We start from the raw sequence: 17,156 nt of genomic DNA, 5'->3' as shown, positions 1-17,156 counted from the left end.
CTTTCTGGCACAGCGGGGCAGAGCCGAACCCCCCCGCTGAAGACCGAAGCGAGAGGGATGCAATGGCAATACCGACGAGTTCCGTTCACACGATGCCGATGCGTGACGGGACGGTCGATCCGGTCGTCTCCCCGCTTCGGCTCGACGGGGTGGTGGACTATCCAGCAGAGTTCGCTGCGGAGTACCGCGAGAAGGGGTACTGGATCGGGCAGACACATTCGGCACTCCTCGCCGGCGCTGTGTCGGCACATCCGGATCGGCCGGCGGTGGTGGATCTCCGGCGCACATTGACCTACGCCGGACTCTCGGAGCGAGTGCAGGTCATCGCGGGCGCCTTCGCCGCCGAGGGACTCGGCCGCGGCGACCGCGTGATCGTCCATATGCCGAACACCGTCGAGTACGTCGAGGTCGTGTTCGCGCTGTTCGAGATCGGTGCGTTGCCGGTGTTCGCCCTGGCGGCACATCGCTCCGCCGAGATCCACCAGTTCTGCACGGCGGCAACGGCCCGCGGGTACGTCACCGTCGACAAGTTCGGTCTCACCTCGTACGGAGACCTCGCGACGGAGATCGATACCGATTTCCCAGACGTCTCGACCTTCGTGATTCCGATCGGAGACGAATCCTGGGCGGCCGGCCCGCCCTTGCCTCGGGTCGACCGCTCGCTGCCCTCGGACGTGGCGTTCCTCCAGCTCTCGGGCGGTACCACCGGCACCCCGAAACTGATCCCACGCACTCACGACGACTACCTGTACTCGGTGCGGGAGAGTGCTCGCATCTGCCACATCGACAGCTCCTCGGTGATGCTCGCGGTACTGCCGATCTCGCACAACTTCACGATGAGTTCGCCGGGCCTCCTGGGAATGATCGCCGTCGGTGGTTGTGTGGTGATGTCCCCGGATCCCAGCCCGGACACCTGCTTGCGACTGATCGAAGAACATGCGATCACCCACGCGGCGCTCGTGCCTCCAGTGCTGATCGCGTGGCTGAACTCGTCTGCTCTCGCCGATCGCGACATCTCCTCCCTCGAATCGGTCTGGGTGGGCGGCGCGAAACTCCCGGAGGAAGCGGCCCGGCGCGTCGCCCCGGAACTCGGATGCACTCTGACCCAGGTGTTCGGAATGGCCGAAGGCCTGGTCAACTACACGCGCACCGGTGACGACGACGAGACCGTCACCACCACGCAGGGACGCCCCATCTCGCCCGACGACGAGGTGCGGGTCGTCGACGACGCCGGCGTGCCGGTGGCCGATGGCGTTGCGGGGCACCTGCAGACCCGCGGTCCGTACACGATCCGCGGCTACTACCGGGCGCCGGAGCACAACCGGAAGTCGTTCACGGCCGACGGGTTCTACGCGACCGGCGACATCGTGGTCCGGGACCCACGCGGATACCTCACGGTCGTGGGCCGAAGCAAGGACCAGATCAATCGCGGAGGCGAGAAGATCGCGCCGGCGATGGTGGAGAACCATCTCCTGGCACACCACGAGATCCACGACGTATCCGTCGTGGGTATTCCGGACGACGCTCTGGGCGAACGCATCTGTGCGTACGTGATCCGGCGCGACTCCGAGTCCGGGACGCCCACGGCGTCACAGTTGCGCGCGTTCCTCCGCACCGAACGGCAGGTGGCTGCGTACACGATCCCGGATCGATTCGAATTCGTCACCGAGTTTCCGACCACCTCGGTCGGCAAGATCGACAAGAAGAGTCAGGGCGAATGACACTTACTGAAGGGCACCCCGCCGCGGCCCCTGTCCCCACTACCGCTGCCCCCACGCTGCTGCCGCTGACCGGAGCGCAATTGGGAATCTGGAACGCGCAACGACTCGAACCGGATTCGCCGTACTACCTCGTGGGTGAGGTACTCGAGATCGACGGCTCCGCGGCGGGGGTGGAGATCGATCTGTCGGTGCTGATCGCGGAGATCTCGGCGACCGTCACCGAGGCCGAGACGATGAGATTGCGATTCGTCGAGACCGAAGACGGACCCCGCCAGTGGATCGCTCCCGGCGAGGCGTTGTCGATCCCCGTCGTCGACCTCTGCGACGAGGAGAATCCTCACGCCGCAGCAGACGAGACAGTGACCCGGATCCGCGCCGACGCCGCCCGTGCAGCCCGCGACATGGAGGATCGGGAACTCTTCACCTATACCCTGCTCCGGTTGTCGTCGACGCAGGTGTGGTGTGTTCAGCTGTACCACCATCTGATCGTCGACGGTTACTCCGCGGCGATGATCTCCCGACGGTTGGCGACACGCTACACCGCCGCGATGACCGGAAAGCGTCTCCGCCCGAATACTTTCGGCTCGATCGCCGATGTCGTCACCGAGGACGTGGAGTACCGGAACTCCGAGCAGGCGGCGCTGGACCGTGCCTATTGGACGGCACGCCTCGATCCGCTGCCCGCACTGCACGGCCGCCGCGGCGGCGCCGACCTCGGATCGGCAGCGCAGACGCATTCCGCGCGCGCGATCCTGGATGCAGACGTCAGGAAGCGGCTCGAGCTGATCGCCGACGAGTGCGGATGCACGTGGGCCGACCTGCTGATCGGTGCCTACGCGGGATTCGTTGCACGACTGCACGGGACCACCGACGTCGTTCTGGCGCTGCCCATCATGGTGCGCACTACGCGCACCGCCCTCACGACTCCGTCGATGGCAGTCAACGTGCTGCCGTTGCGGGTCTCGGTGTCGCTCTCCGATGACATCTCGGCGCTGGGATCGACAGTCGCGACCGCGCTGGGTGAGCTGCGCGAGCACCAGCGTTATCGCGGTGAGGATCTCGTACGTGACCTGGCCGCACCCGGAGCGGGTGCCGTGCTTCACGGCGTCGGGATCAACCTCAAGGCATTCGATTTCGACCTCGACTTCGCAGGGGCCGTCGGAACCTTGCGTAACGTCGCGGGTGGTCCACCGGAGGAACTGGGACTGACGGCCACACCGATCGACGGTGGGCGAATGATGCTCGGGTTCGAGGTCGACGCCCGTACCGTGTCCGCGGCCGAGGTCGACGCGAGGGTCGAGGGTCTGGCCACGCTGGTGCGCGCGCTGTGTTCACCCGATCGCCTGCCGCTCGGCCGGCTGGATCTGAGCGGACGAGGGCCCGCCGACGGGTGGACTCCGGCCGCACTGCCGAATGCCGGGGCGCGATCGGTCGCCGACATGTTCGCGGACATGGTGGCCCTCCACGCCAGCGACGTGGTGCTCACGGACTCCGAAACCTCCCTCACTGCAGTGCAACTCGCTGAGCGTAGCTACCGGCTCGCACGGCTGATCCGGTCTCGCGGGGTCGGACCGGACGACATCGTGGCGATCGCGCTTCCGCGGACCGCCGACATCGTGGCGTGCATCTTCGCGGTCTGGGAGGCCGGTGCCGCCTACGTGGTGCTCGACCCGGCGTACCCGACGGAGCGTCTCGACGGCTTGGTCGATCTCGCACGCCCGTCGTTGCTGCTCTGCAACGACGAGCCCCCGGTCACCAATGCAGAGTGTGACATCGTCCGACTCGGATCGGATCCGATCGAGTCCGAGCTCGCCGCACTCGCCGGCGACCGGTTGAGTGCCGACGAATTGGCGACCACCCCGCACCCCGACGACATGGCCTACGTCCTGTTCACCTCGGGCTCGACGGGTACTCCCAAGGGAGTGGTCGTCCGCTCGGGAGGCCTCGCGCACCTTGTTCATCGCCAGCGCGGCACGGTGTACGCCGACGCGCGTGAGCGCGCCGGTGGACGGCAACTGCACGTCGCCCATACCACCTCGTTCGCGTTCGACGCCTCTCTCGATCCGCTGTTGTGGATCGTCGACGGACATCGAATCCATCTCTACGGCAGCGATATCCAGCGCGACGCCGATATGCAGATCCAGAAGTTCACGGACGACGCGATCGACGTCGTCGACACGACCCCGTCCATGGCGGCGTTCCTCGTCGAGGCGGGACTGATCTCGACGTCCTCCGAGGACATGCGGCACGCCGTCGGCACGATCGTCGTCGGTGGTGAAGCGTTGCCTTCCGCGCTGGCCGAACAGCTCGGGCGGAGTCCGGCCCGGGTCTACAACATGTACGGGCCCACCGAGGCCACCGTGGATGCGATCGCGGCCGAGGTCACCGGCTCCGATGTGCACATCGGTACGCCGCTGGAAGGTACCGCGGCGTACCTCCTCGACGCGGCACTGCAGCCCGTCCTCGAGGGGGAGACCGGTGAGCTGTATCTGGCCGGACCTCAACTCGCCCGTGGCTACCTCGGACGTCCGGGTGCGACGGCCGACCGCTTTGTCGCAGATCCGTTCGGTGCCCCGGGCGGTCGCATGTACCGCACCGGCGATCTCGCACGCTGGAATCCGGAGACCGGTTTCGAATACCGCGGTCGTGCCGACGACCAGGTGAAGATCCGAGGCCACCGCGTCGAACTGCGCGAGGTGGAAACCGCATTGTCGCAGTGCCTTTCCGTATCCGCTGCGGTTGCGGTGGTCGTCGGATCCGGACTGTCGGCGAAGCTCATCGGCTACGTGACGTCCGACGATGACGTACTGGCGGGTGACGACATCCGGCGTGAGCTGCTGTCCCGGGTGCCGGATCACCTGGTTCCCTCCGCCGTCATCGTTCTCGACGAGATGCCGGTGACGGTCAACGGCAAGATCGATCGCAAGCGACTGCCGGATCCGCTCGGCTCCGGTGCCGCGAGCGGCGGAGAGAACCGCAAACCCGGCACGTCTGCGGAATACGCCCTGTGCGCCGTCATCGGCGAGGTGCTGGGTGTCGCAGAGGTATCGCTGGACGCAGACCTCTTCACACTCGGCGGCGACAGTATCGGTGCGATCAGCATCAGCAGCCGTCTGCGCACCCACGGCCTCGTGCTCACTCCCAAGGAACTGCTGTCCGGTCGCGATCTGGCGACCCTCGCGCAGATCGGTCGCGAGTTGGTCGACGATGCCACGGAGATCACGGACGACGCCGGAATCGGGTCGGCGCCGACCACACCGATCATGCGCAACATTCTGCGCGCCGACACCGTCGACGACGTGGCCTCGTACGCGCAGTGGACCGCAGTGGAGCTCGACGGCGACATCGACCGTGACGCGCTGGTCGCGGGCGCACAGACCCTGCTGGATCGGCACCCGGCGCTGCGGATGATCGTCCGTGACGGTGACACCGCGGACATCCCGGCCCCGACCGACGTGGCCGTGCAGATCGCGGAACGCGGACCGGTCTCCGCGGACGACTTCACTCGTGAGGTGGCATCGTGGGTACGTGAGGCTGCAGCCGGACTGTCACCAACTATCGGAGACCTGCTGCGTTTGATCATCGTTCGCATGTCCGACGGCAGCGATCGCGTGCTGACGGTGGTGCATCACTTCGCTGTCGACGCCGTGTCCTGGAACGTCCTGATGGCCGACCTGGTAGCGGCGTGCAGTGGTCGGGCACTCCCGCCCACCACCGGTGAGTCGTGGCGTCATCGTGCGGCCGAGTTGGCTTCCCGCGGTGCGGTGCACCGATACGTCGACGAACTGGATGCGTGGCGTGCGGTCCTCGGATCGGGATCGCGGGTGCTCGTCGAATCCGATCTGCGTCGCGGAATCGACACCCACTCGACGACGACAGTGACGCGAACGGACACCTCGCCCGCGGTCACCGCCGCCGTCCTCGACGACCTGTGCTCCAAGTATCGCGCACGCCCCGACGAGGTGCTGCTCGCGGCACTGACCGTCGCGATGCGTGCGTACCGCGGAACGTCGACCGGTGACTTCCCGGTTCTGATGGAGGGGCACGGCCGCGACGCAGACGCGGGCGTCGAGCGTGGATCGACCGTCGGCTGGTTCACCACGGAATATCCGGTCTCGGTGCCCGCCGAGATCATCGACTCGGACGAGCGTCTGGCCGAAGCGACGGGTGGCGGGCACGTGCTCGCCGAGATCCTCCACGAGATCAAAGCGCGTCGGCGGGCGTTCCGCGACAACGGAATCGGATACGGGGTGCTGCGATTCCTGGACGAGGCCGGTGAACCGCTCACGACACTTCCGGCCCCTCAGATCGTGCTCAACTACCTCGGTAAACCCGCGGCTCTGTCGGGCGACGGGTGGCGCACGGTCGGAGACGACGGATTCGGAGTGGTGGAGCCGGACGGACGAACGCTCACGGAAGTGTTGGCGATCAACGCGTTCGTGCACGACGGCCCCGACGGTCCGGCGCTGTCGATCGAATGGACAGCCGCAGGCGAACTGCTCGACGCGGTATCCGTCACCGCACTCCAGGACCACTTCGGCCGAGCGCTGGAAAGCCTGGCGGCGCACGCGGCGTTGCACCCCGGTGGCCTGAGCGCGGCCGACTGCGACGACGTCGCCGTAACTCAGAGTCAGATCTCCGCTCTGGAGTCCGTGACCGGACCGTTGGCCGAGATCCTGCCGCTCTCGCCGCTGCAGGAAGGTCTGCTCGCGCATGCGGCGCGCTTCACCGATCACGACCCGTACGTCCTGACGGCGGTCGTCGATCTCGCCGGCGAACTCGACGTCGACCGGTTGCGATCCGCTTTCACGGCCGTCGTCGCCCGGCATCGGAATCTGTCGGCCGGCTTCCATTTCGAAGGTGTGGACGAGCCTGCGGCGACGATCCCGCGGGTCGTCGATATTCCGTGGCGTGTCTCCGATCTCGGTCATCTTCCCCCGGCTGCGGCAGCCGCCGCGGCGGCAGAGGCACACCGCAGTGCCGCAGGCCGGGTATTCGACGTCCGGCGTGGTCCGCTGCTGGCGGCACATGTGCTCCGGCTTCCCGGGGCGCGGACACAACTGATCCTCAATGCGCACCATCTCGTGACCGACGGATGGTCGACTCCGATCGTGTTGCGCGAACTGGTCCACCTCTACAACCATGGCGCCACCGGCCTGCCGATTGCCCCGGACTACGCCGACTTCCTTCGGTGGCTGGCCCGCCTGGACAGGGACGCACTGCACGTAGCGTGGCGTCGGCGTCTGGAAGGCATGACGGAGCCCACCTTGGTTGCACGAGGGGAGGGTACCGCGGAGCACCCCGTGGCAACCGAGATCACGGTCGACGACGCGCTCGGTGCGCGGCTCGCGGAGGCTGCGCGCGAGAACGGGCTGACCGTCAATACCTTCGTGCAGGGGGCGTGGAGTGCCGTGCTGTCTGCGCTCGTCGGGCGCGGCGATGTGGTCTTCGGTACTACGGTGTCCGGGCGACCCGCAGATCTCGCGCGGGTCGAAACGATGGTGGGTCTGTTCAGCAACACCGTGCCGGTCCGCATGCGCATGGACGATCGCCCGCTGCGGGAAGTGTTGCAGGACAGTCAGCGTGAACAGTACGACCTCGGCGACGCCGAGCACCTGCCGCTGTCCGAGATCGAGACCTGCAGCACTGTGCGAGGGAGAACCGGTCTGTTCGACACCCTGGTGGTGTTCGAGAACTATCCCGCGAGGTTCGGTGCGGACTCTGCGGACTCCGGCGATTCGACCCACATCATCGGGATCGGCAACATCAGCACGACGCAGTACCCGTTGTCGCTGCTGGCGCCCCCCGGCGACCGCTTCCGGCTGGTCGTCGACCACGACCCGGTGGTCGTGGACGGGCGAACGGCGGAGATGGTCGCGGCGGCGCTTCCGATCGTGATCGCCGAGATGATCGAGGACCTGGATCGTCCGGCGGCCGAGTTCGTGCCGGACACGATCGAGATGCTGCCGGCGCGGAGCATCGCCCCGCGCGTGCCTGCGGCCTCGGGTGCGCCGCACGTCGTGGACACTGTCACGGCGCGGTTGGGTGAGGTTCTCGAGACCGCGTTGCTACCGGACGACGACTTCTTCGATCGCGGTGGGCACTCGCTGGTGGCGATGCGCGCGGTGAGCAGTCTGCGACGGCACGGCATCGTCGTCACGGTCGCCGATATCTTCGCGGCGCGCACGCCCCGGGCGCTTGCGGCCCGCGCGCAGACCGTCGACGCTCTCGAGGTGCCGGATGCACCCGCACAGGAAGCGCCCTCCGGTGAGCCGGTTCTGTCGTCCGCGCAGGAACGTCTGTGGATCGTGCAGCGGCTGGACAGCGTATCCCGAGCTCACGACGTTCCCATCGTCCTCGAGCTGTCCGATGCTCTCGACACGCAGGCCCTGAACGCGGCATGGCGAGATCTGCTGGAGCACCACGTGATTCTCCGTACCTGCTATCCCGCCGGGGACAACGGTGAACCCCGAGTTCACGTGCTGCCGGAGAGTGCGATTCCCGAACTGCGCGACCGCAGCACGGGCCTCGACCTCGACACCGCTGTGCGCCTCGAAATCCAGGACCCGGAGTCGGCATTCGACATCGAGTCCGACGTGCCTGCACGTGCAGCCCAGCTCCGGGGGCCCGGATGGGTGGCCCTCGTGATCGTGATCCACCACATCGCCGTGGACGGTGCATCGGTGCCCGTGCTTCTCGACGCTCTGGCCCTGGCATATCGCGAACGGCTGGCGGGGAGAACCCCGCAACTGCCCCCTGCTGCACCCGCTTTCGACGAATTCGCCGCGGCAGACCGGACACGGACGAGGTCTGCAGAGGCAGACCGTGCGCTGCAGTACTGGTCTGCACAGCTCACCGCCCTGCCGTCCGAACTCGAACTGCCGACCGATCGGCCACGCCCGCGACAGTCGACGTATCGATCCGCCGAAGCTTCACGCCGGCTCGACGAGACGACGACCAGCGGTATGCAGCGTGCTGCAGTGCATCACGGGGTATCGGCACTGATGCTGCTCGAGGCCGCGGTCGCGTTGACGTGGCAGCGGTTCGGAGCAGGCACCGACATTCCTCTGGGCACGACGGTCTCGGATCGGGAACTTCTCGAGGACGGACGATTCCGCGACACTGTCGGGTACCTGGTGAACACGACCGTGCACCGGATCGATCTGAGCGGAAACCCGACACCCGGACAGGTCCTCGACCGGGTGCGCACCGCCGGGCTCGGCGCGTTGGAGCATCAGCACGTGCCGTTCGATCGTGTCGTCGACGCGATCGCACCGGAGCGTGCGGCCGGACGCCACCCGCTGTTCCAGACGATGGTCGGGCACGAGGTCCTCGGCGCACCGATCGCGCTGGGAGATGTCACCGCAACTCCCGTCGAGCCGATCGATCCACCGGCGCGCATGGACGTCGCAGTCTGGCTCCGTGAGCGCGATGCTCAGGCCGAGATCCGTCTGGGAGCGGCGGCCGACCTGTTCGATGACGACACGGTCGCCCATATGCTCGACGAGCTGATCCTCACGCTCACCCACATCATCGAGCAGCCGGACCGGCCCATCGCACAACTCGATCGCATCGTCGCCGAGAACGGACCGACGCGCGACGTGACTCCACGCACGGTGGTCGAGCGGTTCCTGCACCAGGTCAGCGAGCGACCCGAGGCCACAGCCATCGTCGCGGACGGGCAGGAGACGAGCTATCGCGACGCGGGAGTTCGTGTGGACGCGGTAGCACGCGAATTGACCTCACACGGGGTGCGGTCCGGATCCGTCGTCGGTGTCGCGGTCGGCAGGGGCGGGGACCTTCCCGTGGCACTGCTCGCGGTACTCCGGTGCGGTGCCACCTATCTGCCGCTGGACGTCGACTACCCCCGTGATCGCGTGCGGTACATGATCGACGACGCACGGCCGGTCTGTGTCCTGACATCGGACGCCACGGTCGACGACGTCGCATGGATGGACCTACCGACGGTGCGGGTGGACGCCGCAGATGCCGACTCGCATGCGGACACAGCGCTGCCGGAGGTGCCCGTCGCCGACGACGGGTTGGCCTACATCATCCACACCTCGGGGACGACCGGAAAACCCAAGGGTGTCATGGTGACCTCGTCCAATCTCGCGGCCTTCGCGGATTCCGTGAGCACGCTGGGATGGGTCCGCCCGGACGATCGCGTGGTCGCGGTGACCACGGTGTCGTTCGACATCGCGGTGCTCGAACTGCTGTGCCCGCTGGCGGTCGGCGCGTCCGTCGTGGTGGCTCCGCGCGCGTCGGTGATCGACCCGGAGAAGCTCGCTGCGCTGATCACGACCACCGGCGCCACGGTCGTGCAGGCGACCCCCTCGCTGTGGCGACTGCTCCTGACCGTGCCCTCGGTGCGCGTGACGCGTGCTCTGGTCGGCGGTGAGGCAGTACCCGCAGAACTGGCGGAGCAGCTGACCACCGTGAGCGACGAGGTCTGGAATGTGTACGGCCCCACGGAAGCCACGGTGTGGGCGACGGCGGATCGGCTCACGAAGGACGCGCCGGTCACGATCGGTGAACCCTGGATCGATGTGCAGGCCCGCATCCTCGACGACCTCCTCCGCGAGGTTCCGGAAGGGGCGTTCGGCGAGCTGTACCTGGGTGGCGCACAGATCGCGCGCGGCTACCTGAATCGACCGGCGCTGACCGCAGCCCGCTTCGTCGCCGATCCTCGGCGGCCGGGGGAGCGCCTGTACCGGACCGGCGACGCGGTACGCACACGCCGCGGCCGGATCGAATACCTGCGACGCACGGACGACCAGGTCAAGGTGCGCGGATTCCGGATCGAGCTCGGCGAAGTAGAGACCGCGTTGCGGGCGCTGCCCGGCGTCGGTGACGCGGCAGCGAAGGTCGCTGCGATCGCGGACGGAAGCGCCAGACTCTTCGGGTATGTCGTCGTCGCCGACGGTGCGACGACCGATCCCGCCCGGATGCGTCAGTCACTCGCAGAGATGCTACCGGATCAGTTCGTTCCCCAGTCGATCACCGTTGTCGAGACACTGCCCCGCACATTGAACGGCAAGCTCGACCGTGCGGCCCTACCATCTCCGATGGCGCCGGCGTCGGTGAGCAGTGCGCTCGCGGCCACCGCTGAACAGGTGCCGGCATCGGTTGCCTCCGATCTCGCTGCGGCAGCGGAAGAAGTGCTCGGAACCGAGATCGACCTGCAGTCGAACTTCTTCGCGATCGGCGGTGACAGCATTGCCGCGGTCCGGTTCGTCTCGTCCGCGTCCGGGCGCGGTGTGCGCATCGCGGTCGCCGATGTGTTCGAGTGCGACACGCTCGCAGAATTGGCCGACCGTGCCGTACGGATGGTGACCGGAGAGGACGGGGCGCACGAGCGTTCCGAACTCGTCGAGATGGACTCCGCCGCAAGAGCACTCGTGGAGGCCCAGTATCCGGGATGGCAGCAGGTGCTGCCGCTGACACCGCTGCAACGGGGCATGTACTTCCAATCCGTCACCGGCGGACGAGGTGCCACGGACAGCTACCACGTACAGCACCGCTTCACGTTCCCGCAGCCCGTCGACCGTCGGGCGCTGGCAGCTGCCCTCGTCGCGATCGTTCGGCGGTACCCGAACCTCGGTGCCGCGTTCACACATTCGATGTTCCCGGAACCGGTCGCGATCCTTGCGCCGGTGTCGCTCACGGTCGAAGAGCAGTCGGTCGACTCGCCCGCAGACTTCGATTCCGTTGCCGCGGACGAGTTCGCACGACCCTTCGAGCTCGACCGCGCGCCGTTGGTGCGCGCGGTCCTGGCGACCGGACCCGATTCGGCAGAGCACCTGGTGCTGACCCAGCATCACCTGCTGTCGGACGCGTGGTCCCAGGGAGTGCTCTTCACCGAGCTGTTCACTCTCTACGGCGTCGCGAAGATGCTGGTCGGGTTGCATCAGGAGGGCGGTGAGGGCGATCGGGAGGTGACGGCGGCGTTGCAGCGCGTGCTGCTTCCTGCAGCCGACTTCACCGATCACCTGCGCTATCTGGCCGACCGCGACACCGTGGTTGCGGAGAAGGCGTGGGCACTGAACCTGGCCGACCTCGGCGAGCCGACATTGGTGGCACCGAACGCGGACCCCGGTACGATGTCTCTGCCGAGCCGCGTCACGGCCGGGCTCGACGACTCGGTACGTGACGAGATCGTGGCGGTCGCAGCGGAGCACGGCGTGACCGTGTCGACCGTGATGTCGCTCGCGTGGGCGCTCACGTTGCGCCGGTTCACCGGCCGCGACGACGTGGTCTTCGGGTCCACCGTGTCGGGTCGCGACCCGCTCGTACCCGACGTCGATCGCATGGTCGGGCTGACACTGAACACCGTGCCCGTCCGGGTGCGGCTGCGCTCGGCGTCGACACTGTCGGACATGCTGCGCCAGTTGTTCGTCGAACAGAGCGGTCTGATCGAGCACCAGCACGCCGGGCTGGGCGAGATCGCCCGGGCCGCCGGTTTCGGGGTGCTGTTCGACACGTTGCTGGTGTTCCGCAATGTCGGTGGGGACGCGGCGCGATTCGGTGTGTTCGAACGCGCAGGGATCATCGCTGCAGACGCGACGGACGCCACCCACTATGCGATCACCGTCGATGTCGACCCCCGGAGTCGAAGCGGCGCGATGGAGGTGACCATCGAGAACCGCCCCGATCTCGTCGACGACGAGACCGCCGCGTCGCTTCTCGAGATCATGACCGGCATGCTCGTCGAGATCGCAGGACTTCGGGCGCGGGGCCGGGTCACGGTGGCCGAATCCGGTCGCGGACACGGCGAACTCGAACGCACCGCACTGACGGCGCCCCGCGTGGCGATTCCGCTGCCCGGCGCCGTGGAGGGAAGTATCGACACCCTCCTGTGCGAACGTGCTGCCTCCACCCCCGATGCACCCGCATTGACCTGTGGTACCGAGACGTTGACCGCTCGGGAATTCGACGACCGCGTGACCGCGCTGGCGCGGTACCTGGCTGCGTCCGGTGTGGGCGCAGGCGATCTGGTCGCACTGATGCTGCCGCGAATCGCCGATCACGTGGTGGCGATCTTCGCGGTGATGCGCACCGGCGCCGCGTACCTGCCGCTCGACCTCGAGCATCCGGGTTCGCGACTGCGGGAGATCGTGCTCGACAGCGGCGCCCGCACTGTGATCACGGCCGATGCGCGGACCGAGCGGGTGGCAGAGGTGGCTTCCGGTCTGCCAGGGGTTTCCGTCGTCGATCTCGCAGAGCCCGCGGTGGCCGAGGTGCTGTCGGGGGCTCGTCCCGCACCGAATGTGCCGATGCACCGCATCGGTGGACCCATCCATCCGGACCAGCCCGCCTACGTCATCTACACGTCGGGATCGACGGGTAAACCCAAGGGCGTCCAGGTCGGTCATCGTGGTCTGACGACGATGTACCACAATCACCGTGACGAGATCTTCCGCGGGACAGAGCAGCTCGTCGACGGCCGGCAGTTGCGCATCGCGCACACCGTGTCGTTCTCCTTCGACATGTCGTGGGAAGAGCTGTTCTGGTTGCTGGCAGGCCATCACGTGCATGTCATCGACGAGGCGGCGAGAGCCGATCCGCGCACGCTGGTCCAGCATTATCGAACTGTCGGAATCGACGTCGTGAACGTGACACCGTCGTATGCACGGGAACTGATCGCTGCCGGTCTGCTCGACGACGAGCGGGCTCCGAAGCTGGTGATGCTCGGCGGCGAGGCCGTTCCGCAGGAATTGTGGACCCGGTTGCGTGAGCAGGACGGAATCGACGGCTACGACCTCTACGGACCGACCGAATTCACCATCAATGCGATGGGATCGGCCGTCGCGGACAGTGAAAGTCCCTGCCTCGGTCGGCCGATCCGCAATGCCTGCGCACGTGTCCTCGATTCCGGGCTGCGCCCGGTCGCCGTCGGAGCGGTCGGTGAACTCTACATGTCCGGTGACGGTGTCGCGCACGGGTATCGAGGCCGGCACGGACAGACGGCATCGGTGTTCGTCGCTGATCCGTTCGCAGCCGGAGAGCGGATGTATCGCACCGGCGACCTCGTGCGGTACCTCGCCGGCGGCCGCGTGGAGTACCTGGGACGGGTCGATCGCCAAGTCAAGATTCGCGGCATCAGAATCGAACTCGGCGAAGTCGAGTCGGCGCTCGAAGCGTTGCCCGGTGTGACGCGAGCCGCCGCAACGGTCCGATCGAACGGCCCTGTGGCGCGGCTGATCGGCTACGTCGTGGGTGAGGGGGCCGACTCGGAGAGCGACCTGCGCGCACAGCTGCGTGAGATCGTCCCCGCGCATCTCGTGCCCGCGCAGATCGTGCGAGTGGACACCATCCCGCTCACGGTCAACGGCAAGCTGGACCGCGCGGCGCTGCCGGAGCCGCCGCGTCGCAACGTCGCTGATTCGCTGCGCACGCCGACCCAGTGGACGGTGGCCGCCATCTTCTGCGAGCTGCTCGGATTGGACGAAGTGGGAGCCGACGACGGCTTCGCCGACTGCGGGGGCGACTCGCTGGCGGCCATGCGGATGGTTTCTCGGCTCGAGCGCGACACGTCCGTTCGAGTGGACGTCCGGGAGCTCCTCGAGCGTCAGTCGGTTGCGTCGGTCGCGGAACTCATCGACTCCCGGCGTGACGGCGGTGTCGACGAGGTACCGGACGATGTGATCCGATTCGGACGGGACGGAACAGGTGAGCCGTTGTTCTGCATCCATCCGGCCGGGGGCTACGCCTGGCAGTTCGCATCACTGGCGTCGATGCTCGATCGCCCGGTCGTCGGGCTGCAACTTCCCCAGGGAGATCGTCCGGGTACCTTCGACGAGCTCGTCGAACATCACGTCCGTGCGGTACGTCGTGAACAACCGCGAGGGCCGTACCGCCTGCTCGGATACTCGTTCGGCGGAACGCTCGCTCACGCGATGGCCGCGATGTTGACGGAGGCGGGCGAGACGATCGCCTTCGTCGGCCTCGTGGACAGCGAGCCGCTGGATGGGCGAAACTCCGACGTTCCGGCAGCACCGGCACGTGAGCTTCCGGCGGAGTTGGCAGACGACATCGCCGCGAACTTCACTTACACATCGTTGCTCCTGAGGACTGCGAAGGCACCCGGATACTCGGGCATCGTCACGTTGTTCGAGGCGCAGCGCGGAAAGCCGTCCGATGGCTTCGCCGACCGGTGGCGACGGATTCACGGCGGCGAGCTCGTCGTTCACGTGGTGGACGAGGACCACGACGGCATCGTGTCGGAGACCGGATGGCGGCAGATTCTGCCGGCGCTCGAGTAGGTCCACCACGTCGAGGTTCAGCAAGTTGAGGTTCGGCTCGGCGCCGGTGGGTGCGGAGAAGAAAACTGATTCGAAATCGGAAGGACGACACTGTGCTCACTCGTGAGACCGTCATCGGAGACATCGCGACGGCCCTGGATCAGCCGCCCGAGTACATCAGCGACGAGCTGAATCTGCTCGACGAGGGGCTGGATTCCATTCGGATCATGGGGCTTGTGGAGCGATGGCGGTCTGCGGGCGTTCCGGACATCGATTTCCCGACGCTCGCCGCCGATCCGACCGTGGCACACTGGGTTGCCGTCGCGCTCGGCGAGTACTGATTTTCGAAAGAAAGGTCTATCGATGGCTGGGACCGCCCGTGAAGTCGAGGTATTTCCGATCTGTATCCGAGAGGTGGACGTCCTCCGAGTCGAGGATGTCACTCCCGGCATGCGCCGGGTGACGGTCGGTGGTCCGTCGATGGACAGTCATGTTCGAGACGGTGTTCAGTTGCCTGCGGTGCGGACCAGCGGTTTCGACGACGACGTCAAGCTGTTGCCGGTCGACCCCCGGACCGGAGAACTGCCGTTCGAGGTGCCGCGAAATTCCGACAGCGGCGCTGTCGAATGGCCGTCGGGATCGTTCCAGTACGCCCGGACCTACACGGTTCGTTCCTTCGACGAGGACACGCGCGAGATGGCGATCGATTTCGCCATGCACGAGGGTGGATTGGCCTCCGACTGGGCGAATCGCGTGCAACCGGGGGAGACGGTCCTCATGGCAGGGCCGAAGCACTCGGCCGGTCTCCCCGCCGGCGTCGACTGGATGCTGATCGCCGGTGACGAGACGGCGCTGCCCGCGATCGCGCACTGCCTCGAGCAACTCCCCTCGGATCTGCCCGCGACGGTGGTGATCGAGGTTGCCGAGCCGTCGCATCGACAGGAGCTGAAATGCGAGGCGCCCCTGGACGTGACGTGGCTGTTCCGCTCCGAGAACGACGGTGAGTCGCGGTTGGTCGAGACGGTGAAGGCAGCGCAGTGGAGGCCGGGGCAGCCGTACCTGTGGGTCGCGGGCGAGACTCTGACGATCAAGCCGCTGCGGCGCTGGGCGAAGCTGGACAAGGAGATCGCCAAGCAATTCGTGGAGATCGCCGGGTACTGGCGTCACCGCGAGGTCGCGCAGACAGGACCGGCGTCACCGGTCGCTGCTGACGTCGAGATCGACCCGGACGAGCAGCTGCACGAGATGTCGGAGTTGCTGCCCCCGTTGGCGATCAGGACGGCGGTCACCGTCGGGTTGTTCGAGGCGATCGACGGCGGTGCCGATACGGCGGAGACGGTCGCCGCCGAGTGCAGAACCCACCCCGGTGCAACCGCGAAACTGCTGCGCCACCTCGTGCTGATGGACCTGGTCTCGGTGGACGAGGGGCGCTTCGCGCTCACCGAGATGGGGTCGATCCTGGCCGATCAGGACGCGTTCGCCAGTCAGGCTCTGCACTTCGACAAGATTCACACCCGCCTCGACATGGCGTTCCTCGGACTGCTCGAATCGGTTCGGACAGGAGCGCCCGCGGCAGGACACAGCTTCGCGGACAAGCAGAAGGATCCCGGGTTCGTGGACGGCTTCCACGAGGAGGTCGCCTTCGGATCCGTCTACCGCGCGCCGGCACTGCCGGATGCCGTCGATCTCGACGGCGTACGTACCGTCGCGATCTACGGAGAGGGCGCCGGGGTGTACGCCGACAACCTCGCCCGGGTGCTGCCGGACCTCGAGATCTCCCTGGTGGGGCTCCCGGCGCAGAACACCAGGAATCTGGGTGATGTTGCGGAGTCGCGCCGGGACCGGATCAGGCGTATCGACGGGAGCGAGTTCACCGCCCTCGCAGCACCCGTCGACCTGGCCGTTGCGGTCGAGATGGTCGACTGCCATCCGGATGCTGACGCGCGAATGCTGATCGGGGCGCTCGGTGCGTCCGCGCGCCGGGTCGTGCTGGTGACCGATCTGCTCGACCCGGAGACCACCGACGACCACGACACCGAGGCCGACCTCCTGAAATTGTGTCTCCACGGATCGGGTCAGCGCACCGAGGCCGAGCTGTCCGCTCTGATATCGAAATCAGGCTGTGGAACACCGCGCTTCGGAGCGATCGGCTGGGGATCGACGGTCGTGGAGTTCACCGGTACTCACTGAC

General features: G+C 67.1%; 4 protein-coding genes. All 4 read left to right on the top strand.

Annotated features, from left to right (window positions below):
- Positions 1-98 precede the first annotated feature (98 nt).
- Positions 99-1,721, top strand: coding sequence for a (2,3-dihydroxybenzoyl)adenylate synthase (locus tag ACZ46K_RS28880; protein WP_054810916.1), 1,623 nt, complete (start codon positions 99-101; stop codon positions 1,719-1,721).
- Positions 1,718-14,986, top strand: coding sequence for an amino acid adenylation domain-containing protein (locus ACZ46K_RS28875; protein ID WP_464746129.1), 13,269 nt, complete (start codon positions 1,718-1,720; stop codon positions 14,984-14,986). The genes ACZ46K_RS28880 and ACZ46K_RS28875 overlap by 4 nt, the downstream gene beginning before the upstream one ends.
- A gap of 92 nt (positions 14,987-15,078) precedes the next feature.
- Complete coding sequence (locus ACZ46K_RS28870; RefSeq protein ID WP_241997449.1) at positions 15,079-15,306, top strand: phosphopantetheine-binding protein; 228 nt, start codon at positions 15,079-15,081, stop codon at positions 15,304-15,306.
- Between the two features lie 22 nt (positions 15,307-15,328).
- Positions 15,329-17,155 carry a siderophore-interacting protein gene (locus ACZ46K_RS28865; RefSeq protein ID WP_054810358.1) on the top strand — a complete coding sequence of 609 codons (1,827 nt, stop codon included), beginning with the start codon at positions 15,329-15,331 and terminating at the stop codon, positions 17,153-17,155.
- Position 17,156: the final 1 nt, after the last annotated feature.

Source organism: Rhodococcus sp. JCM 9793, from assembly GCF_055380405.1.
This window is presented reverse-complemented; position numbering and strand designations above follow the sequence as displayed.

Bases quoted from the DNA above. Each gene is read 5' to 3' on its own strand.
- ACZ46K_RS28880 (WP_054810916.1), top strand. From the start codon at position 99: ATGCGTGACGGGACGGTCGATCCGGTCGTCTCCCCGCTTCGGCTCGAC.
- ACZ46K_RS28875 (WP_464746129.1), top strand. From the start codon at position 1,718: ATGACACTTACTGAAGGGCACCCCGCCGCGGCCCCTGTCCCCACTACC.
- ACZ46K_RS28865 (WP_054810358.1), top strand. From the start codon at position 15,329: ATGGCTGGGACCGCCCGTGAAGTCGAGGTATTTCCGATCTGTATCCGA.